Annotated in this window: 21 protein-coding genes; 12 read left to right on the top strand and 9 right to left on the bottom strand. The window is 58.1% G+C overall.

The annotated features are described in order from the left end of the window. Window positions 1-25 precede the first annotated feature (25 nt). Together AO240_RS17355 and AO240_RS17350 are read left to right on the top strand one after the other, a co-directional pair. A complete protein-coding gene (locus AO240_RS17355; RefSeq protein WP_099237746.1) occupies window positions 26-1,528 on the top strand; it encodes a leucyl aminopeptidase in 1,503 nt (500 codons plus the stop codon). A 35-nt stretch (window positions 1,529-1,563) separates the two neighbouring features. After that, complete coding sequence (locus AO240_RS17350) at window positions 1,564-3,606, top strand: M3 family metallopeptidase (protein WP_099237744.1); 2,043 nt, start codon at window positions 1,564-1,566, stop codon at window positions 3,604-3,606. Between the two features lie 146 nt (window positions 3,607-3,752). Here AO240_RS17350 and AO240_RS17345 read toward each other — a convergent pair whose 3' ends face one another. Next, window positions 3,753-4,634 carry a LysR family transcriptional regulator gene (locus AO240_RS17345; protein WP_099237742.1) on the bottom strand — a complete coding sequence of 294 codons (882 nt, stop codon included), beginning with the start codon at window positions 4,632-4,634 and terminating at the stop codon, window positions 3,753-3,755. 102 nt (window positions 4,635-4,736) lie between these two features. On the opposite strand from AO240_RS17345, the gene AO240_RS17340 reads away from it, so the two are divergent. Then, window positions 4,737-5,843 (top strand): tRNA-dihydrouridine synthase, encoded by a 1,107-nt coding sequence (locus AO240_RS17340; RefSeq protein ID WP_099237973.1) that lies wholly within the window; start codon window positions 4,737-4,739, stop codon window positions 5,841-5,843. A gap of 75 nt (window positions 5,844-5,918) precedes the next feature. Beyond that, on the top strand, window positions 5,919-6,740 hold the full coding sequence (locus tag AO240_RS17335; RefSeq protein ID WP_099237740.1) for a DeoR/GlpR family DNA-binding transcription regulator: 822 nt from the start codon (window positions 5,919-5,921) through the stop codon (window positions 6,738-6,740). On the opposite strand, the gene AO240_RS17330 is transcribed toward AO240_RS17335, so the two are convergent. The 6 genes from AO240_RS17330 to ltnD all read right to left on the bottom strand — a co-directional run bounded on the left by AO240_RS17330 (window position 6,737) and on the right by ltnD (window position 13,166). Then, a complete protein-coding gene (locus AO240_RS17330; protein ID WP_099237738.1) occupies window positions 6,737-7,807 on the bottom strand; it encodes an alpha/beta fold hydrolase in 1,071 nt (356 codons plus the stop codon). The genes AO240_RS17335 and AO240_RS17330 overlap by 4 nt on opposite strands. 64 nt (window positions 7,808-7,871) lie before the next feature. Further along, window positions 7,872-8,654 (bottom strand): 2-oxo-tetronate isomerase, encoded by a 783-nt coding sequence (gene otnI / locus AO240_RS17325; protein WP_099237736.1) that lies wholly within the window; start codon window positions 8,652-8,654, stop codon window positions 7,872-7,874. 22 nt (window positions 8,655-8,676) lie between these two features. Beyond that, on the bottom strand, window positions 8,677-10,137 hold the full coding sequence (locus tag AO240_RS17320) for an SLC13 family permease (RefSeq protein WP_099237734.1): 1,461 nt from the start codon (window positions 10,135-10,137) through the stop codon (window positions 8,677-8,679). Between the two features lie 132 nt (window positions 10,138-10,269). Next, window positions 10,270-10,908, bottom strand: a complete 639-nt coding sequence (locus AO240_RS17315) for an aldolase (protein WP_099237732.1) — start codon at window positions 10,906-10,908, stop codon at window positions 10,270-10,272. Continuing rightward, complete coding sequence (otnK, locus tag AO240_RS17310) at window positions 10,905-12,197, bottom strand: 3-oxo-tetronate kinase (RefSeq protein WP_099237730.1); 1,293 nt, start codon at window positions 12,195-12,197, stop codon at window positions 10,905-10,907. The genes AO240_RS17315 and otnK overlap by 4 nt, the downstream gene beginning before the upstream one ends. A 9-nt stretch (window positions 12,198-12,206) precedes the next feature. Beyond that, window positions 12,207-13,166 carry an L-threonate dehydrogenase gene (gene ltnD, locus AO240_RS17305; RefSeq protein ID WP_099237728.1) on the bottom strand — a complete coding sequence of 320 codons (960 nt, stop codon included), beginning with the start codon at window positions 13,164-13,166 and terminating at the stop codon, window positions 12,207-12,209. A 373-nt stretch (window positions 13,167-13,539) separates the two neighbouring features. Here ltnD and AO240_RS17300 point away from each other — a divergent pair, with 373 nt between their 5' ends. From AO240_RS17300 to AO240_RS28405, 3 genes are all read left to right on the top strand, one after another. Beyond that, on the top strand, window positions 13,540-13,965 hold the full coding sequence (locus AO240_RS17300; protein ID WP_099237726.1) for a VOC family protein: 426 nt from the start codon (window positions 13,540-13,542) through the stop codon (window positions 13,963-13,965). Window positions 13,966-14,077: 112 nt separating this feature from the next. Continuing rightward, complete coding sequence (locus AO240_RS17295; protein ID WP_099237724.1) at window positions 14,078-15,337, top strand: cation:dicarboxylate symporter family transporter; 1,260 nt, start codon at window positions 14,078-14,080, stop codon at window positions 15,335-15,337. Then, window positions 15,338-15,490 carry a gamma-glutamyltransferase gene (locus tag AO240_RS28405; RefSeq protein ID WP_371918639.1) on the top strand — a complete coding sequence of 51 codons (153 nt, stop codon included), beginning with the start codon at window positions 15,338-15,340 and terminating at the stop codon, window positions 15,488-15,490. A 137-nt stretch (window positions 15,491-15,627) separates the two neighbouring features. Here the strand turns inward: AO240_RS28405 and AO240_RS17290 are convergent, their stop codons facing one another. After that, on the bottom strand, window positions 15,628-16,017 hold the full coding sequence (locus AO240_RS17290; protein ID WP_099237722.1) for a helix-turn-helix domain-containing protein: 390 nt from the start codon (window positions 16,015-16,017) through the stop codon (window positions 15,628-15,630). A gap of 114 nt (window positions 16,018-16,131) precedes the next feature. Between AO240_RS17290 and namA the strand changes: the two genes are divergently transcribed. The 4 genes from namA (at window position 16,132) to AO240_RS17270 (ending at window position 19,406) form a co-directional block, all read left to right on the top strand. Beyond that, a complete protein-coding gene (gene namA, locus AO240_RS17285) occupies window positions 16,132-17,172 on the top strand; it encodes an NADPH dehydrogenase NamA (RefSeq protein ID WP_099237720.1) in 1,041 nt (346 codons plus the stop codon). 74 nt (window positions 17,173-17,246) lie between these two features. Beyond that, the gene (locus AO240_RS17280; protein ID WP_099237718.1) at window positions 17,247-17,630 is read left to right on the top strand and encodes a nuclear transport factor 2 family protein; all 384 of its coding nucleotides are present in this window, start codon (window positions 17,247-17,249) and stop codon (window positions 17,628-17,630) included. 69 nt (window positions 17,631-17,699) lie between these two features. Then, window positions 17,700-18,719: an alpha/beta hydrolase gene (locus tag AO240_RS17275; protein WP_099237716.1), complete on the top strand. Its 1,020-nt coding sequence runs from the start codon at window positions 17,700-17,702 to the stop codon at window positions 18,717-18,719. Between the two features lie 210 nt (window positions 18,720-18,929). After that, on the top strand, window positions 18,930-19,406 hold the full coding sequence (locus AO240_RS17270; RefSeq protein ID WP_256585988.1) for a nuclear transport factor 2 family protein: 477 nt from the start codon (window positions 18,930-18,932) through the stop codon (window positions 19,404-19,406). A gap of 52 nt (window positions 19,407-19,458) precedes the next feature. Here AO240_RS17270 and AO240_RS17265 read toward each other — a convergent pair whose 3' ends face one another. Next, window positions 19,459-20,334, bottom strand: coding sequence for a LysR family transcriptional regulator (locus AO240_RS17265; protein ID WP_099237971.1), 876 nt, complete (start codon window positions 20,332-20,334; stop codon window positions 19,459-19,461). A 155-nt stretch (window positions 20,335-20,489) separates the two neighbouring features. Between AO240_RS17265 and AO240_RS17260 the strand changes: the two genes are divergently transcribed. After that, entirely contained in the window at window positions 20,490-21,071 is a 582-nt protein-coding gene (locus tag AO240_RS17260; protein WP_177445832.1) for a TetR/AcrR family transcriptional regulator, read from the top strand. The last annotated feature ends 108 nt before the right edge of the window (window positions 21,072-21,179 follow it).

Genomic DNA, 21,179 nt, shown 5'->3' with positions numbered 1-21,179 from the left:
ACTTAATTCTTAGGTAACTTCGGACATGAATTTCGTTCTAACTCAAGATGTTCCAGATGCGCGCTACTTGGCCGAGGTACAGACCGAATGCCTGGTGCTGGGAATCAACCGCAATGATTTGTCAGGCGCCGCGAAGGCCTTCGACCACCTGACCGATGGCTTGCTCCGCCGCGTGACTGAAGCAGATGAACTGGAAAGCGAAATCGGCAAGACGCTTCTGCTACATGCGCCGCGCGGTCTGAAAGCGCGTCGAGTGCTGTTGGTTAGCCTGGGCAAAAGCGCCAATCTCACGCAACAAAACCTGAAAAAAGCATTGGGTGCAGGCGCTGACGCGCTTAAAATCAGTGGCTGCTCGGATGCGGTATGGTGCCTGAGCGCAACCACGGTTACGGTTGGCGACGAGTGTCAGGTACTGGCCTCGGTGCTCGCGCTTCGGGACGCTTACTATACGTTCGGTGCGCTCAAAAGCAGCCAAGGTGAAAAACGTCGCCCCCTGGATCACGTCCGTTTAATGATCAATGGGGCGCACGACGCAGCAGAGGCTTCGGTGCTTCGCGGAGTGGCCATCGCTGATGGTCTCGATCTGTGCCGTGACCTCGGGAACCTCCCGCCGAATATTTGCACGCCGACCTATCTGGCGGAATCTGCACTGACGATGGCCGATCAGTTTCCGGTTGAAGTGCAGGTCATGGACCAAGAGCAAATCGCTGCATTGGGAATGAATGCTTTCCTGGCAGTGGCTCAAGGTTCCGCGCAGCCTCCTCGATTTATCGTGATCAGACACAACGGCGCACAAGCAACGCAAGCCCCCGTGGTGCTGGTGGGCAAAGGCATCACCTTTGATTCCGGCGGCATATCCCTAAAGCCGGGTGACGCCATGGACGAGATGAAATATGACATGTGTGGCGCAGCCGCAGTCATAGGAACCCTTCGCGCAGCCGCGCAGATGAAGCTGGGGCTGAACGTCATCGGCGTCATTGCTGCGTGCGAGAACATGCCGGGGCCTAACGCCCTTAAGCCGGGTGACGTGATCACCAGTATGCTCGGCAAGACCATAGAAGTGCTTAACACCGATGCAGAGGGACGCCTCATTCTCTGTGACGCCCTGACCTATTCCGAGCGCTTTGAACCAGCCGCCGTGATCGACGTAGCCACGCTGACCGGAGCTTGCATCGTGGCACTCGGTCACGTTCACAGTGGGCTGTACGCGAGCGATGAGGCGTTGGGCAACGAGGTGCTGCAGGCAGCTCATGCTTCAGGAGACAGCGCCTGGAGAATGCCTTTGGATGAGGCGTATCAAGAACAACTTAAATCCAATTTCGCCGACCTTCCAAACATCGGCACGAAGGGCGCGGGGAGTGTCACGGCAGCCTGCTTTCTCTCGCATTTCGCAACCCGCTACCCATGGGCGCACCTGGATGTTGCCGGCACCGCGTGGCGAAGCGGTCCGCAAAAAGGCGCAACCGGACGTCCGGTGCGGTTGTTGACCGAGTTGCTCATCAGTCGCGCGCATTCAACCCAACTTTAACTGTTTTCGCATGAACCTCAAGGATCTGCCACGCAATGAATAACCCACTGTTGCAACCTTACGATCTGGCCCCGTTCTCCAGTATCCGTCCAGAGCACCTCAAGCCTGCGATTGACTTGATTCTCGCCGACAACCGTAATGCAATCGCAAAGCTGCTGAAACAGCAGAAAATAGCCCCGACCTGGAAGGACCTGATACTGCAGCTCGATGAGCTCAGTGCCCGCCTGCAACGCGCGTGGGCGCCGGTTTCCCATCTGAACGCTGTTTGCAACACGCCCGAAATCCGCGAGGCGTACGAGTCCTGCCTGCCAGCATTAAGTGAATATGCCACGGAGCTCGGCCAGAACCGTGACCTTTTCGATGCGCTGCACGCGCTTTCCATCAGCGCAGAGAGCCAGCAGTTCAACGCCGCGCAAAAGAGCGTGCTTGAACAAGAGCTTCGTGCCCTTCGCTTATCGGGCATCGACCTGCCACCCCATCAACAACAGCGGTTTAAGGCTATCAGCGCTCGACTTTCCGAACTCTCCAGCCACTTTTCGAACCAGACGCTGGACGCTACTCAAGGTTGGACAAAAGCAATCACTGACGAAGCAGATCTGGACGGCCTGCCAGCCGACGCGAAAGCACAACTTGCATATGCGGCATCGGAGCGTGATACCGCAGGCTGGTTGATCACTCTCGAACAACCCAGCATCCAGGCCATCCTCACCTATGCACAGGACCGGGCGTTACGTGAAGAGGTTTATGTCGCAAATACGACGCGCGCCTCGGATCAGGGACCCCGCGCGGGCATGGAAGACAACACGCGGATCATTACTGAAACGCTCGCGTTGCGCGCCGAAATGGCGGCTTTGCTGGGGTATCCGAACTACGCCCAATTAAGTCTTGCAACAAAGATGGCCGACACTACCGAACAGGTTCTTGAGTTTCTCGAAGCGCTGAATCGCCACGGCCAGGGTCCTGCACGGCGCGATTTGAACGAACTCAAAATATACGCTGCGACTCAGGGATGCAGCGATCTCAAACCTTGGGATATGGGCTTCTACAGCGAGAAGATGCGTAAAGAGTTGCTTGATCTGTCTCAGGAAGAGATCCGCCAGTATTTCCCGGTTGACCACGTGCTCAACGGGTTGTTTGAGATATCTCGGTTGCTGTTTGGCATTGAAGTGCGAGAGCTCAATGACTTTGATCGGTGCCATCCGGATGTAAGACTGTTTGAGGTCATCGAAGACGGCTCGCCCATCGGCCGTTTTTACCTGGACCTTTATGCTCGCGCCAACAAACGCGGCGGTGCGTGGATGGACGGCGTAACCACGCGTCGTCGTGACGTGCAGGGTGAACTGCATCAACCTGTGGCTCAATTGGTGTGCAATTTCACACCCGCTGGCGAAGGCCGTCCTGCCTTGCTGACCCATGATGAAGTAACGACACTATTCCATGAGTTCGGGCATGGTATTCATCATCTGTTGACACGTGTTGAAGAGGCTGGCGTGTCAGGTATCAATGGTGTTGCATGGGACGCGGTCGAGCTTCCCAGCCAATTCATGGAGAACTGGTGCTGGGAAGAAGAAGGACTAAAACTCATTTCCGCACACTTCGAAACCGGCGCACCTTTGCCTCCCGAACTTCTGAAAAGGATGCTCGCGGGCAAAAACTTCCAGTCAGGGCTTGCGACACTTCGTCAGGTCGAACTGGCGCTTTTTGATTTCGAGCTGCATGCCACCCAGGGCGACGGACGTAGCGTACAAAGTGTCCTTGAATCGGTGCGCGGTCGCGTGTCCGTTATGATGCCTCCTCACTACAACCGTTTCGCAAACACGTTCTCGCATATATTTGCTGGCGGCTATGCAGCGGGTTACTACAGCTATAAATGGGCTGAAGTGCTTTCCGCTGACGCTTTTTCGCGCTTCGAAGAAGCAGGCGGAATCGATCGCAGCGTCGGCCAATCCTTCCGTGAAACCATTCTGGCTTCAGGTAGTTCACGGACTGCGATGGAGCTTTTTGTCGACTTCCGCCAGCGGCAACCTGAACTGCAGGCGCTGTTGCGGCACAGTGGTTTCGAGAACGTAGCGGCCTGAGCGATCTGACTGTCCATCGGCCATCATGTTCAGGCGGTCAATTGCTTGATCATGAGAGGCCGCTTCCAATGGGTGACAACCGAGACGGCGGCGAGCAAGCTCAACCAGATGTTTTCCAGCTTCGAGAGACAAGTGGGTATTACACGTCATTGGTCTTTCTTGAGTTCCGCTTCCAAGTGCTCAACGAACACGCGCACCCGATGCGGAACATGCTGGCGTGTCGGAAGCATCGCCGTTATCGACAACTGCTCGGGTAGCACATCCTCAAGGTTCACCACTGCCAGGGAACCTTCAGCGAGCTCGTTTCGGATATCCCAATAGGTCAGCATGGCCAAGCCCAGGCCTTGTTTGCTTGCCGTGCGCACCGCCTCGACACTGTTGGCAGAGAATGCGCCGTGAGCGCGAAGGGTCACTGAGGTACCGCCTTTGGTGAAAGGCCAGTAGGGCATGCCGTGCAAGGCGATGCACTGATGATGGTTGAGGTCATCCAGCACCGTCGGTGTGCCCCATTGCGCCAGGTACGCCGGGCTTGCGCAGACCACGCGTGGGTTGGGCGCAAGGGTTGTGGCGACCAAGGTCGAGTCGCGCAGGGTGGCGATGCGAATGGCCACATCAATGCCGAGCCCGGCGATGTCGATGATGCTGTCCGATAACGTCAGGTCAACCTTGAGGGTCGGGTTGTCAGCCAACAGGGCTGGCAGCAGCGGCATGATCACAGTTTGGCCAAAGACGCTGGGGGCGGTCACCCTCAATGTGCCGCTGGCACTGCCCGCACTGGTTTTCAACGTGGCACGCGCCGCTGCATTCGCCTCGAGGATGGTCTTGGCGTAAGGCAGGTACATTTCGCCTTCCGGCGTGAGTGCGACGGAGCGCGTGGTGCGGTGTACCAGGCGCACACCCAGCTGTTTTTCCAGGGCCGCCAGGCGCCGTGAAACCGTCATCGCCGACAACCCAAGCCGCCGTGCAGCTTCGGACAGGCTGCTGCTGATGGCGACGTTGGCGAACACTTCTATCTCGGGAATCTGCATGGCTATAACCGTTTTCGTTAAGGCGCCTTATTGCAAGCGTGCGCTTCTAATCAACTATTGCCGCGCTTATCGTCGTGGCTGGCGAATAACCGAGTGCACATCATGACCGTATTAAACCCGCGCAGTGTAACCCCATTCGATATGGCCGCTCTGAAACTGAAAAACCGCATGGCGCTTGCACCCATGACACGTGTCAGTGCGAGCGAGAGCGGCAATGCCACGCCTGCGATGGCCCGGTATTACGAGCGTTTTGCCCGTGGCGGTTTTGGCTTGGTCATCACAGAAGGGATCTATACCGACCGACAGTATGCCCAGGGCTACCTGAACCAGCCCGGTATCACCGACAACGAACAGGCGTTGGCCTGGCGCGCTGTGGTCGAGGCGATTCATCGCCATGAAAGCGCTGCCATCGCGCAGATCATGCACGCCGGCGCGTTGAGCCAAGCGAACCGTTTTGTCGATCAGTCTGCCGGCCCATCGGCCATTCGCCCCAAAGGCGAGCAGATGAAGTTCTATTGCGGCGAGGGCGCGTACCGGGTGCCCCAGGCCATGAGCGATGAAGACATTGCGGATGCCATTGAGGGGTTTGCCCAGGCCGCCAAACGGGCTATTGGCATCGCCAGGTTTGACGGTGTCGAGATCCATGGCGCCAACGGCTATTTGCTGGATCAGTTCATGACGGACTACTCCAATCAACGCGAAGATCGATGGGGCGGTGATGTTCGCCAGCGCTTGAGCCTGACGCTTGAGGTCATCGCCGCGGTCAAAAAGGTGGTCGGGCACTCGCCGGTGGGTGTGCGTATTTCTCAGGGCAAGGTCAACGACTTTGAGCACAAGTGGGCGGGTGGGGAGGGCGATGCGCAGGTGATCTTCGGCAGCCTGGCTGACGCCGGGGTCGACTTCATCCATGTGACGGAGCATCAAGCCTGGCAATCGGCATTCATCGGTAACGAGGCAAGCCTGGTGACGCTGGCTCGCCGTTATGCGCCGGGTGTTGCGTTGATCGCCAATGGAGGCGTGCAGGACTCGCCCAGCGTTGAACACACCCTGCAGGCAGGCGCAGATATTATCGCCGTGGGTAAGGCTGCCTTGGCCAATCCGGACCTGCTGCAACGGTTGCTCGACGGGCGTGCGCCGGAGCGCTTCGACGCAGCGCTGCTTGCGCCGATTGCCGACATCAAGGAGCGTGAGTTGAATCAGGCGCAGTGAGTTACAGATCGGCGGATGGATTCGCTACTATGTAGCTCAACCACCTTCAGCCGATCCAAGCCTGTGGAGCACCGAATGCCAAGCCAGAAGGACGTGGCCGCCGAAAGCGCCGCGCCGATGATTCCTGAACAGCGTCGCGAATTGATCTTGCGTCAGTTACGCAAACAGCATGTGCTGAGTGTTCACCAGTTGATGGAGATGTTCGACTGCTCACACATGACGGTGCGCCGTGATATCGCGCTGCTTGAGCAGGAAGGCCTGGCCTATTCGGTGACGGGTGGAGTGCGGATTGCCAGCCAGCTTCACAGTGAGCCGAGCCACCAGGTCAAGGCCGTGGTCGAGTTGCCGCAGAAGCAAGCGATGGCCAAGCTTGCAGCGCGCCTGTTGCTGGCGGACATGACTATTTATTTGGATGCCGGCACCAGCACCCTGGAGATCGTGCCCTATATCAAACTGCTCACTGGCATGACGGTGGTGACCAATGACTTCGGCGTGGTGCAGGCGTTGATGGATGCACCGCATGTGACGGTGATCCATACCGGTGGGCAGTTGGACCACTCCAATCATTCCTGCGTCGGCGGCCTGGCAGTGGCGACACTGCGTCAGGTGGTGACGGATATCGCCTTTATCTCGACCAGCTCCTGGGACCAGCGACGCGGCATCACCACGCCGTCGGCGTTGAAGGTGGAGGTCAAGCAGGTGGCGATGCAATCGGCGTCCCAAGTGGTGCTGGTGGCCAGCAGCTCCAAGTACGGCACCTTCAGCATGTACAAAATTGCCGGCCTGGAGCAGTTCGATGTGATTATCAGTGATGACGCGCTGGCGCCTGCGGCGGCGGATGGGATTCGCAAGCAAGGGGTCGAATTGATGTTGCCGTCCGACCCCCAGCCGGCCTAACGCGGGTTTTCAGTTGCCTGCATGAACTGCCCCAGTTCCTTGCTGTAAAACTTCGCCATGCTTGTGGTGCCGTGGCCACGGGTGTCGGCACTGGCGGGGATCAGTAATAGCCGTGCCTGCTTGAGTTCCTTCATCGACGCCTCCAGCCGTCCGGTTTCCGGTGGGTTGCGTTCATCGTCCGCCGAGTTGATGACCAGCACCGGTGCCTGGATTTTGTTCAGGCCGAGGGCGGCGTTGTAGTCGGCGGAGGATTGCCATTGGTAGATGAAGTCATTGGCGTCGGCGGTTTGCGCGGCATTCAGGCGCTCATCCACCCACTTGTCGGCCAGCGCTCGGGTCGGTGCGGCCGCCTGATAGGCGAGGGTGCCGCCGCTGGTGCCAACGCTGAACATCGCGTTCGCCAGGCGCAGGGAGGGCGGTTGCGCGTTGTAGTTACCGTTATTCCAGGCCGGGTCTTGCTTGATCGACTCCACCAGCAAGCGCCGCATCATCCAATTGCGTGATGACATCTCGGTGGGTTGGGACGCCATGGGCACCAGCGCGTCCATCATCTGCGGCCAGGTCTGGCCCCACATCCAGGTTTGCATGCCGCCCATGGAGTTGCCGATGATCAGCCGCAGGTGCTCGATTCCAAGGCCTTCGGTGACAAGCCGATACTGGGCTTGAACCAAGTCGGTGTAGTTGTACTCGGGAAACTGTGTGCGCAGGCCGTCGGAGGGTTTACTGGATTGGCCCACGCCGATGCCGTCGGTGGAAATGATGTAGTACTTGCTCGCGTCCAGCGGCTGGCCTGGACCAAACAGCTCGCCGCCAAAATCTTTGCTCAGCACATCGCTGCCTGGCCGGTAGGTCCCGTGCAGGTAGAGGATGGCGGGGTTCTTGGGATTGCCAAGGGTGATGTAGTGCAATTTGAGGTTGGCGAGTTTTTCACCTGTATGAAAGGTGAACTGTGGAGCCATCCAATCTCCCTCGGTCGCGGCAGGTAATGGCGCGGCGCTGACGGCCGGGCCAATAAACGCAAGAGACAACAACAGTCCTATCGCGGGGCGTGAACTGAATCCATGCATGGGTATACCCTGTTTTTATTGTTTTAGGTGCCCCTGCACATCAGGGTGTGCAGGGGTTTATCACTTAGCGCGCCTTCCAGTCCCGTAACCATTGCAGCCCGGCTGAGGTACCGCCTTTGGGGCGATATTCGCAACCGACGAAGCCGTCGTAGCCCAACTCGTCAATCAGCTCGAACAGGTAGGGGTAGTTTAATTCCCCGAGGTTCGGCTCGTGCCGGTCGGGCACGCCTGCAATCTGAATATGGCCAATGCCGTCGATGTCGCGAAGCAGTTTGACCGCCAGATCACCTTCGACGATCTGGCAGTGATAACAGTCAAACTGCACCTTCAAATTGCCTGCGCCGACCTCCTTGCAGATTGCGTGTGCCTGGTCCTGTCGGTTGAGGAAAAAACCCGGCATGTCGCGGGTGTTGATCGGCTCCAGCAACACCGTCACGCCAGCCTGTTGTGCCTGGGCGGTCGCGTAAGCCAGGTTCTCCAGGTACACCGCGTGATGGCGCGCACGGTGCTGCTCCGAGGGCAGCAGGCCGGCCATCACGTGGATGCGGGTATTGCCCAGCACGGCGGCGTATTCCAGGGCACGCTCAAAGCCTGCGCGAAACTCGCGTTCGCGGCCGGGCAAGGTAGCGATGCCGCGTTCGCCCGCCGCCCAGTCACCGGGCGGCGCATTGAACAGGGCTTGTACCAGGCCGTTGTCGCTCAGGTACTGTCTGAGCACCTGAGCGCTGTACTCGTAGGGAAACAGATATTCTACAGCATCAAAACCATCGGCCGCGGCCGCTGCGAAGCGCTCCAGAAAAGCGTGTTCGGGGTAAAGCATGCTCAGGTTGGCAGCGAAGCGAGGCATGTGAACTCCTGGTCGAAAACGATCAGACAAAAGGCCAGATCAACAAGGTGATAAGGAAACCAAGCGTGCCGAGGAGGGTGGTGATCACCGTCCAGGTCCGCAGGCCGTCTGCCACGTTGAGGCCAGCCAACTTGGTGAAAATCCAGTAACCGGCGTCGTTGATGTGCGACATCGCCAGCCCGCCACCGCCCATGGCCAGGCACAGCAGCGCCATGTGGTTGGGCGTCAGGTTCAACGTGGCGATCAGAGGGCTGATGATGCCTGCGGTGGTCACCAGGGCCACGGTGGTGGAGCCTTGCACGGCGCGCAGTAACATGGTCAGCAAAAAGCCCAGCGCCAGCACCGGCAGCCCGGTGGTACGCAGCAGGTCGGAGACTACTGCGCCGATCCCGGTGTCCACCAGCACCTTGCCGAACACGCCGCCGGCACCCGCAATCAAAATCACCATGGCCACACCTGGCAGTGCCGAGCCGATCACATCGGAGACTTGGGTACGGCTCCAGCCGCGACGGGAGCCGAGCAGCCATGCGCACAGCAAGGTGTCGAGCAGCAGTGCCACGAGCGGTGCGCCGAGCACCGTCATGATGCCGCGCAGGGTCGATTCGATCGGCAGTAATGAGGTCGCCAGAGTGCCCAGCAGGATCAATACGATGGGCAACAGGATCAAGCTGATGATCAAGCCGAAACCCGGCGCAGGGGCGGGCGGCAGCTTGGCCACGATGCTGCTGGTGGATTCTTCCAGGCCCATGTGCGAGACGGCTTGCGCATCTTGTTGCACATTCTGGGTGTTGCCATTCTGCCAGGCGCGCAGGTCGTCATTGGTGACGTGCGGGCCGTAGACTTCGGCGCGGATGTCATCGGCCATCGGGTAGAAGCGGCGCGTCATGCGCCCCGCCACGCGATAACCGACGTAGCACAGGAACGCCGTGAGCGGCAGCCCGAACATCAGCACCCGGCCCAGGTCGGCGCCCAGTTGACTGGCGGCGGCGACAGCGCCTGGGTGCGGTGGCAGAAATGCATGCACGGTGAGCAGCGCTGCGCACATCGGCAACGCGAACATCAGCAGTGGTTTGCGTGCGCGGCGCGCCACGCCGTAGGCCAGCGGCATGAGGATAATCACCCCCACTTCGAAGAACACCGGCACGCCGATAATGAAACCGGCAATCGTCAAGGCCAGGGGCGTGCGTCGATTGCCGAAGCGTTCAATCAGGGTCTTGGCCAGCGCCTCGGCACCGCCCGACAACTCAATGATGCGGCCGATCATCGCGCCCAGCGCAATGATGATCGCAATGTGGCCGAGGGTCTTGCCCATGCCGCCTTCAATGGTGGCGACCAGATCGGCAGGTTTAACTCCCGCAACCAAGGCCACCATGATGCTGACCAACATCAGTGCCACAAACGGCTGGAATTTGTATTTGAGCACCAGGAACAGCAGCAAGGCGATGCCCAGGCCTGCGGTCGCCATCAGGATAAGCGGGCTCATGAGCGCGGCCCTTCATGGCGAACGCAGGGCGGTTCTTTGTGGCGGCAAACGTCAACACGAAACGCGATAGTGGTCATGCTGGAAGGTCCTGTTGTTTTTATTGTTAAGGCTGTTGCAGGGGTAAACGGGCGCCTACCAGTGGGCGCCGAAAACGCTTTTAAGCTCGGCCAGGGCTGCTGCATCCAGCGGCGCCGGACGCGGGTTGCTCATCAGCCACAGGCGTGCGGTTTCCTCAAGTTCTTCGAGGGCGTAACTGGCTTTGGAGACCGAGCTTTCCCAGACCACCGGGCCCAAGCGTTCAAGCATCACGCCGCGGACGGTGTTGGCGAGGCGCGCGACTTGGTCCGCCACATCGGGTGCGCCGGGGCGTTGGTAGTTGATCAGCGGGATGTGCCCGACCTTCATCACCTGGTACGGCGTCAGCGGCGGCAGGATGTCGTCCTGGCGCCAAACACCGGCAAGCGTCAGGGCCACCAAATGCGTGGAATGGGTATGCACCACGCCACCCACGCCAGGGTTGCGATCGTAGACCTGGCGATGCAGGGCCAGGGTTTTTGACGGTTTGTCGCCAGAGACCCACTTACCCGTCAGGTCGACCTTGGCGATCAGCGCAGGGTCAAGGCGGCCGAGGCACGCATCCGTTGGCGTAATCAACCAACCGTCATCCAGACGCGCGCTGATGTTACCGGCGCTGCCTACGGTGTACCCGCGCTGATAAAGGCTGTGGCCGACGGTGCAGATCTCTTCGCGCAGGGCGTTTTCGCTGCTCATTGCGCGCCTCCTGCCAGCTGCTTAAGGGCCTTGTCGAAAAAGTCCCTGCCGCCGAAATTCCCCGACTTGAGGGCCAGCGCCAGCGGTTCGGCAGTGTTGCTCAGGGTTGCGGGAACGCCGGGATCAATCTGCGCGCCAATCTGCAGCAGGCTCACGCCAAGGGCGGTGACTACAGCGCCAGAGGTTTCACCGCCAGCGACCACGAAGCGTCTTACGCCGCCCTGGCGCAGGGCTTGGGCGATTTCACCCAGGGCGTTCTCTACCAACTCGCCGGCGCGCTCGGCGCCCAGTTGCTGTTGCACCGCCTTGAGTTCCTCCGGCGGGCTGGTGGCATAGATCAGCACGGTGTGGGGGTTGCTCAGGGCAAACGCCACGGCATCCGCCACCACCGGCTTACCCGCCGCCAGGGCCACAGGGTCGATGCGCAGCGCCGGTCGCCCGGCTTCTATCCACGCAGCGACCTGCCCGTTGGTGGCAATCGAGGCACTGCCTGCCAGCACCACTTCGCCGCCGGGTACGCTCGGCAACGAGGCTGGGTCGAAGTCGCGAAGTTTGCCAGCGCGGCGAAAGTTGTCGGGTAGGCCCAGGGCCAGGCCAGAACCGCCGGTTAACAGCGGCAGATCAAAGCAGGCACTGCCGAGGGTGTGCAGGTCTTGATCGCTGAGTGCATCCGCGATGGCCATGCCGACGCCTTGGGAACGCAGCTCAGCAATCTGCTCGCGTACGTTTGGCACACCTTGGGCGATGGTGTCGTAGCGCAGCAGGCCCACCTTTTGTGAGGTTTGTGATTGCAGCACACGGACCAGGTTGGCGTCGGTCATCGCGGTCAGCGGGTGGTGCTGCATGCCTGACTCATTGAGCAGTTGGTCCTGCACAAACAAATGCCCGCGAAAAATGGTCCGGCCATTTTCCGGAAAAGCCGGGCAGGCCAAGGTGAAATCACTGTTCAGCGCCTTCAGCAGAGCCTCGCTGACCTGGCCGATGTTGCCGGCGGCCGTCGAGTCGAAGGTGGAGCAGTACTTGAAGAAAATCTGTTCGCACCCTTGTGCACGCAGCCACTCAAGGGCCGCCAGCGAGTCGGCCACCGCCTGTGCCGCCGGAACAGTACGCGACTTCAGCGCGATCACGATCGCATCGGCATCCAGCGTCGCAGCGACTTCATCGCTGGGAATACCGATGCTTTGCACAGTACGCATGCCGCCGCGTACCAGCATATTGGCCAGGTCGGTGGCCCCGGTGAAGTCGTCAGCAATGCAGCCCAGCAAGGGGCGTGCGCTAGGTCGGTTCATGGGCAATCCTTATTCGGTTTCGGTCTTGGCAGTCGGGAGCTCAATGCCAGGGAAAATCTTGATCACCGCCGAATCGTCCTCACGCCCGAAGCCGGCACTGGAAGCCTGCATAAACATCTGGTGAGCGGTGGCCGACAACGGCAGCGGAAACTTGCTGGCCCGTGCGGTATCCAGCACCAGGCCCAGGTCCTTGACGAAAATATCGACCGCCGACAGCGGCGTGTAATCAGCCTTGAGAATGTGCGGTACGCGGTTTTCGAACATCCATGAATTGCCCGCGCTGTGGGTGATCACTTCATACAGCGCATCGGCCTCAACGCCTTCACGCAGCCCCAGTGCCATGGCTTCTGCGGCAGCGGCGATATGCACGCCGGCCAGCAGTTGGTTGATGATCTTCACTTTTGAGCCAAGGCCATGGGCATTGCCCAGGCGATAGACCTTGCCGGCCATGCCCGTCAGCACGTCATCGGCTTTTGCGTACGCCTCGGCTGGGCCGGAAGTCATCATGGTCATCTCGCCGGCAGCCGCTTTGGCAGCACCACCGGAGATCGGTGCATCCAGGTACAGCAACCCTGCGTTGATCAACCGCTGGCCCAGGTCTACCGCGTAGGTAGGGGCCACCGTGGCGCAACCAATCACCAGGCTGCCAGGGCGCAAGGCGGCGACGGCGCCATGTTCACCAAACAGTACGGTCTCGGTTTGTTCGGCATTGACCACGACGGTGATGATCACATCGCACGCGGCAGCCATCTGGGCGGCCGAGCTGCACGCCACGCCACCTTCGGCTGCGAACTGCTGCGTGACGGTTTCGCGCACATCGCAGGCATGCACGTTGAAGCCGCTGCGCACCAGCGAGCGGGCAATACCCAGCCCCATCGCGCCTAAGCCGATAACACCCACATTCTGGTTATTCATGGAGGCTCCGTACAAAGGCTGCGGGTACGTGGGCGCCGCTGAGGCGCAGGCCATCGTGCAGGTACAGGGAGGGGGAGTGAAGCGTATTCGCGGTGGAGTCGATCATCGTTGCCATCCTGTTTTGTTTTTTTGTCAGGGTGTCATGCGGGTTGAATGGATAATCCACCAATGATCTGATCATGTGAAGTTATTTTTTATTTTTAACATTATTTAACATCGAGCGACCCACCACCTGTCAGCAGAGCTGTGGCGCTTTTGCAGTAAACAGAGATTGCCGATTAACAAAATAAAATTGTGTTTTTAAAAAATTTATATTGATTTTTTTAAAGTTTTGGCGGGCTTAGCATAAATCCACCGTCAAAAACCGTCGTGCAGCGAGCCCGGTGTCCGGCATCACAAACCCATAAAAATTGTTTTCGGAGTCCTGATGAGTCTTTCTCCTTTCCACCTCGCCATCCCTGTGTATGACCTGGCCGCCACACGTCACTTCTACGGTGAGGTGTTCGGTCTTTCCGAAGGTCGCTCCAGCAACCAGTGGGTAGACTTCGATTTCTACGGCCATCAGTTGGTCATCCATGAACACCCAAAGACTGCTTCGCAGGAAAGCGTGCACAGCAACCCGGTAGACGGCCACGACGTACCGGTTCCGCACTTCGGCATCATTCTGGAGTGGGCGCAATGGGAAGCCCTGGCCGAGCGTTTGAAAGCGCGTGCGACCAAGTTTGTGATCGAACCTTACATTCGCTTCCAGGGCCAGGTCGGTGAGCAGGCCACCATGTTCCTGTTCGACCCGTGCGGCAATGCGCTGGAGTTCAAGGCGTTCAAGGATATGAGCCAGCTCTTCGCTAAATAATAAAAACCTGGCGCACGCTGAAGCGTGCGTCAGGAAAACATAAATGAGCTGCAAGCTCATGAATCTAGCTACTGCTTAAAGCAGCCCTTTCATTCCAACAAAAAGGCTAGACATGAAACGTATCCCCTTAGTTTGGCAAATCGTTGCCGGGCTGTTGCTTGGCGTGCTTGTGGGTTGGTATTTCAATACCCACCCGGAAAATCAAGTATGGGTCAGTACTGAAATCCTTAAACCGCTCGGTGATATTTTCATCAAGATGATGAAGATGGTCGTCGTGCCGATTGTTTTCTGCTGCATGATCCTCGGCATTGCCGGTGGCGGTGATAACAAATCGTTTGGGCGCATGGGCGCAAAGTCGTTGATCTACTTCTTTGCAATCACCAGCCTCGCCATCGTGGTTGGCTTGTGCTTCGCCAACCTGTTCGAGCCGGGTAAAGGCACCGAAATCGCGGGTATCGCTCATAACGCGGCTGCCGTGCACATGGAGCCGTCGAAAGGCGCGCTGATCATCCTGCAAAACATCGTGCCCGATAACGTGATTGTGGCGATGTCGGAAGCGAAGTTGCTGTCGGTGCTGTTCTTTGCGGTGCTGCTGGGCATGGCGTTGAACACGTTGCCCAACGCCAAGAGCGCACCGGTTATTGCGGTGGTGCAAGGCTTCTCCGACGCCATGTTCAAAGTCGTATCGTTTGTCATGGCGTACGCACCGATTGGTGTGTTCGGCATGATCGGCGCCACCGTGGCGACCTTCGGATTTGCCTCGTTGCTGCCGTTGCTCAAGTTGATTGGTGTGGTGTACCTGGCGCTGATTACCTTTGCGCTGGTGATGCTCGGCGGCATTTGCTATCTGATCGGCGAAAACGTCTTCAAGTTGATCAAGTACTTTCGCGATGAGCTGATTCTGGCTTTCTCCAGTGCAGCCTCGGCGGCCGTCATGCCGCAGTTGATGACCAAGCTGGAAGCCTATGGCGTGCCTCGGCGCATCGTCAGTTTCGTGGTGCCGGTGGGGTATGCGTTCAACCTGGACGGTGCGTCGATCTTTCTCGGTGTGGCGACGATCTTCATTGCCCAGCTCTATGGCATCGATCTTTCGTTGACTCAGCAAATTCTGTTGGTGGTAACGATGGTGCTGACCTCGAAGGGCGCTGCGGGTGTGCCTGGGTTTGCCATCATCATTCTGTCGGCCACCCTGGCATCTGCCGGGCTCCCGCTTGAAGGGGTTGCGCTGATTGCCGGGATCTTCCGGATCATCGACAGCGGCACCACCACCTTGAACGTGCTGGGTAATGCAATTGCACCGCTGGTCATCGCCAAGTGGGAGAAAGCGCCTCTGGAGCGAAAAAGCGCTGTAGGGGTCGAGCAGAACGCTTAATTGATCGGCCACCGGTCCGTGGGCGTGCCCGGCACGGTCGCCGGTATGTGGGAGTCGCACAAACGCTTTGGCAAGCCCAAATGGGCGCAGCTGATCCAGCCGGACGGAAATCCCGGGCGCTTGAACAATGCCAAAGTCCGCACGGCGCATTGAACGCTTACGCGCATTTGGCCAGAGGTTCATTCGGTAAGGTGGTCATCAAGGTGGGTTGAGCCCCACCAAAACCCACGCTCCAGGTCTGGTTCGTTGTCCAGCGCTGGCGCGTTCGTCTGTGTAAAAAAAGTCTAAAGCTAGGCGAGCGATTCAACTGGATTGGCATCGGCCTCGGCGCGCCTGAACGCCAGGATTGCATCCTCATGCACCGCTCCCCATTCACGCATCGCACTGATCAATGGAGCAAGCGTGTTGCCTAATTCTGTGAGCGAATATTCAACCTTGGGCGGCACCTCACGATAGATTTCGCGATGGATAACCCGGTCAGTCTCCAGCTCTCTGAGTTGCAAGGTGAGCATCCGCTGGGTCACATCGGGGATCAGCCGGCGCAGCTCGTTGAAGCGCTTTGTTCCGGACATCAGATGGAACAGGATCAGCGATTTCCATTTCCCGCCAATGACATCGACTGTAAAGGAGACAGGGCAAGCGAATGCTTCAACTTCATTCTGGGGGATGCATTTTTTCACAGGAAATCTCATTGGTATAAAAAATGTGCCTACTGCACAAAAATGTGCGTACTTACGTATGTGTTGTGCGTACGCTAACATCCTTCCGTATCAATCACTACGGAAATTCTGAAAATGAGTTTGTTGCTTTCCCCTCATGAAATAAAAGGCATGAAATTGAAAAACCGCGTGGTCATGTCGCCTATGTGCATGCACATGGCTGCGGATGACGGCTTCGTTACTGAGTGGCACCGAGTGCATTACGGCGCTCGCGCCTTGGGTCAGGCGGCACTGATTTTTCCCGAGACGCTGGCAGTGCACGCCGATGGTCGTATCGGAGCCGGTGACCTCGGTATCTGGAGCGACGCTCACGTCGTCGGCTTGAAAGCGCTCACCGAACTGCTTCACAGCTTTGGTGCCAAAGCCGGTGCTCAGATCGGTCATGCAGGACGCAATGCTGACCTGCCCAATCTGATTCACATTGCGCCATCGGCTATTCCGTTCACGGAAACCAGCCCTGTGCCTCGCGCACTTGAGACTGACGAAATTTCGGGTTTGGTGAAGCTCTATGGCGATGCCGCACGACGCGCCAGTGAAGCGGGCTTTGATGTGCTTGAGATTCATGCCGCTCATGGTTATTTGCTGAATGAGTTCCTCTCCCCACTCGCCAATACCCGCGACGACGAATATGGCGGTGATGCCGAGCGTCGCTATCGTTTCCTGCGCGAAGTGCTGGAAGAAGTCAAAACCCATTGGGGCGATCGTCCTCTGTTCGTTCGTATCTCCAGCTCTGATTACGCCGAAGGCGGAAACACCCCCGAGTCATTCCTTGAATACGGTCGCTGGATGAAAGAGCAGGGCGTGGATCTGATCGACTGCAGCTCCGGCGGCATCAAGATGATCAAGGTTCAGACCTACCCAGGCTACCAAGTACCGGCCGCTGAGTTGCTGCGCAAGGAACTGCATATTGCGACGGGTGCGGTGGGTGTTATCCAGAGTGGTCGCCAAGCCGAAGAAATCCTGCAAAACGGCCGCGCTGACCTGGTGTTTGTCGGGCGGCAAATGCTGCGTGATCCATTCTGGGTGCGTACTGCAGCAGATGATTTGAAAGAAGTCATTGATATTCCTGCTGCCTATACGCGTTACGGTTCTGTATGGCTAGATACCAAAGCCTGAATGAGTCCGCGCCCCGAACGGGCGGCGGGACGGTGCCAGTCCTCAATCCAGTCCAGTGATGCAGGAGCAAAACCATGAGCAAACCTACTTACGTACACGAATACCAAGCCATCACCGAGGTGCTGAACCAGTACATCGAGGGCTGCAAGCAAGCAAAAAGCAGCATTATGAAGCCTGCGTTCAATGAGCAAGCGACCATGTTCAGCGTCGATGGCGACGGTAAGCTGGCCGGCGGCGCAATTTCAATCCTGTTCAAGGGGATTGATGAGGGTTTTCGCCCATCTCCCGACGCACCGGCAGCCATTGTGCGCATTGAGATTGTCGGTACGGCAGCGAGCGCGCGCATCGACGCCAATGACATGTCAGGCATTTCCTTCACCGACTTCTTCCACCTGTTGAAAGTCGATGGCAAGTGGACAGTCGTCAGCAAGATCTTTCACACCCATGTCGCGCCTTGAACCTCTATCGTCCTTGAGTCTGCTGTAGCTGATTGCTTCCCGGCACTCAGCCATACCAATGGAAACGTCATGAAAACCCTTACCTCTGCTCTCGCTCTCACCGTCGTCACACTTGCGCCCGGTACGGCCTCCGCCGCCACGTATCCGGGAGTTGAGCACAACACGGCGAAACTCTTGCAATCGCTTGAAGGTGTCCCGACGCTGGACTCCATGACCCCGGTCGATGCCCGTGCTGCGCTGGTGGGTGCCCAGGCTGCTGCCCAAGTGGCCTTGCCAGCGGCTGATGTCAGCGAAAAGACGATAAGCGTCAACGGCACCGATTTGAAGTTGACCATCGTGCGCCCGGTCGGTAGCCAACAGAAGACGCTGCCCGCGTTCATGTATTTCCACGGCGGCGGCTGGGTGTTGGGCGACTTCCCGACGCACGAACGACTGGTGCGTGACCTCGTGGCAGGCTCGGGTACGGTGGCGGTCTTCGTCAACTACAGCCTCTCGCCAGAGGCGGCATATGGCGTGGCCACCGAACAAGCCTATGCCGCGACAAAATGGGTTGCCGAACATGGCGAAGAGATCAAGGTAGACGGCACGCGCCTCGCCGTCGCGGGCAATAGCGCAGGCGGGAACATTGCCGCCGTGGTTGCCTTGATGGCCAACGAGAAGGGTGGACCGGTACTGCGTTCGCAAGTATTGCTGTGCCCGGTGACAGATGCCAACTTCGACACGCCGTCGTACAAGGAGTTTGCCAACGGCTATTACCTGACGAAGAACTTGATGGTGTGGTTCTGGGACAATTACGCACCCGACGCCGAGGCACGCAAGCAGGTTTACGCTTCGCCGCTGCAGGCGAAGACCGAGCAGTTGAAGGGCTTGCCGCCGACGCTGATCCAGACCGCCGAATTCGATGTCCTGCGCGATGAAGCTGAAGCTTACGGCCGCAAGCTCGACGCCGCAGGTGTACCTGTGAAGACGGTTCGCTACAACGGCATGATTCACGACTTCGGGCTGTCGAACGCGTTCAGCCATCTGCCGACGCCGCGCAGCGCAGTTGCGCAGGCATCTCAGGAACTCAAGACCCACCTGAGCAAGTAACTGCAAAAACAAAGCGCCCGCAAACCACTTGGAAACTGCGGGCGTCGTTATTGAAAACACACCCTTATCTCACTGCGCGGCTGCCTGCGCACAGCAGATTCCATAAGCGTCTGCCGGGTTTTTTCGGTTGAGCATATTTCAACAATTACACGCCATGTGAAGAGCGATTAAATGAAAATTATATCTATTAAGCAGTTGTTTTTTGTCGTCTTGATTTCGAGCGTTGGCGCGCTGGCTCACGCAGACAACTCACCGAGCAATGCGCAAGTAGTCACTGGTAAAACAGTCAGCAAAGCTACCTATGTAGAAGACTATCAAGCTATCACCAAAGTGCTTAATACGTATATTGAGGGTTGCAAGCAGGCCAAGAGCAGTATCATGAAACCCGCTTTCAATGAACACGCGACGATGTACAGTGTCGGTGCCGATGGCAAGCTGGAAGGCGGCGCGATTCCAATCCTGTTCGAGGGGATTGACAAGGGTTTTCGCCCATCTCCTGACGCGCAGGCTGCTATTACCCGTATTGAAATCGTCGGTAATGCCGCGAGTGCCCGCATCGACGCCAACGGCATGTCAGGCCTCTCGTTCACCGACTTCTTCCAGCTGTTGAAAGTAGAAGGCAAGTGGACGGTCGTTAGCAAGATTTTCCAAACCCATGACGCGCCTAACGAGCAAGGGCAGCGCTGAAGTCGAGTTCGAAGTCAACGATTAACTTTACGACGTACGCGTCAGCACTCTTCTAGTTCTTCTTCACTGCATGCTCGGTAATCAGTTGAGCGAGTAATGTCACGGGCTCAGCCAAACTGCGGCGTGCACGGTGCACCAAACCAATATCGCGATGGAAGGTGCGTTGTTTCAGGTCGATTGCACGTACTTCAGCAGGCCATTCTTTACGTGTGGTTGTTTCTGGCACCAAGGCGACGCCAACACCGTTTGCAACCAGTTTGACGATTGCATCCAGTTCATCGAGTTCGCAGACTTCATGCAATGAAAAATGAGTTTGTCGCAGAAACCTATCAACTTGGCGTCCGCCGAAGGATGAACGGTCATAGCGGATAAAGGGTTGGGTTGATACCAACTCAGCCCAATCCTCGCCTGGCATATCAATCGGGACAATCAGCCGATACGGTTCGCGCGCCAGGGTTGTCCAGCGTAGATCGCTGTGAAGAGAGAAGGGTGGACGGATGATCGCCGCCATGTCGATTTCACCTGAATCGACCTGGTTGACCAATTCCATCGACAGCCCGGGCAGGACTCGCGTCCTGCACTGTGGGGATCGCTGGTGAAACTCTGCCAGGGCATCCGGTAAAAAGGAGCGCTGCACCGAGGCTATCGCGCCAATGGTCACCAAAACATTGGCGGGAAGACCCACTGATGTCGTGCCCAGATCCTTGAACTGGCGCACCAGTTCCTGGCCCTGCAACAAAACCTGGTGACCCATTTGGTTGAGCTGGGCGGAGCGTCCTTTACGGTCGAACAACGCCACCCCAAGCTCTGCCTCAAGGCGTTGCATCTGGGCGCTGACAGCGGCTTGGGTGAGGCCGATTTTGCTGCCGGCAGCGGCAAATGTACCTTCTCTCGCCACGGCGATAAGTGTTTTCAGTTCTTTGATCATTGCCAAATAATAATTATGTTTTTCTGGCAAATACATTTATATTTTTTGTCGCTGAGGCGCTGCGTAAATCGACTTGCGGCACCGGTGTACAAACGGCAGCCGTTGCGCCGGGCGCCTGCCGCTTGAGCGTTTTTTTTGATAGCATGCGCCGCATTATGAAGAAACCCGCCCATGACATGCGCCAGCACATCATCGATGTCGCCAGGTCGCTGATGACCCAGAAAGGTTACACCGCCGTCGGCCTTACCGAGCTGCTCGCGGCCGCGGGTGTGCCGAAAGGGTCGTTCTACCACTACTTTCGATCAAAGGACGAGTTCGGCCAAGCGCTGCTCGAAGAGTACTTTGACGAGTACCTCACGCGTGTCGATGTGCAGTTGGCCAGTGAGGGCTCCGGCGCCGAACGCCTGCTGAGCTATCTGCGCTATTGGGCCGAGACACAGGCGTTTGATCACACCGATCAAAAATGCCTGGTGGTCAAATTGGGTGCGGAAGTGTGTGACCTGTCCGAAAACATGCGCGGTGTGCTTGAGAAGGGGACTGCCCTGATCATCGAGCGGATGACGCGTTGTGTTGAGCAGGGCAAAGCCGATGGCTCCATCGCCGCGTCCGTTGACGCCGCGATGCTGGCTGAAGCGCTCTACCAGATGTGGTTGGGCGCCTCGTTGCTGGTCAAGGTCAACCGCACTCGCGAGCCCTTTGACGCAGCGCTTGAAATGAGCCGACGTTTACTGGCCTAACCTGGCCTTGTCATGCTGCTCGACGTAACAATATGCACGCCTGTGGCCTGATTAATCGCGGCTTCCTGCAGCGCCCGTGGGGTGAGTCGCCAGCGCTCTGGCAACAGC

The sequence above is a fragment of the Pseudomonas sp. ICMP 460 genome (assembly GCF_002723595.1).
GTDB lineage: Bacteria > Pseudomonadota > Gammaproteobacteria > Pseudomonadales > Pseudomonadaceae > Aquipseudomonas > Aquipseudomonas kitaguniensis.
This window is presented reverse-complemented; position numbering and strand designations above follow the sequence as displayed.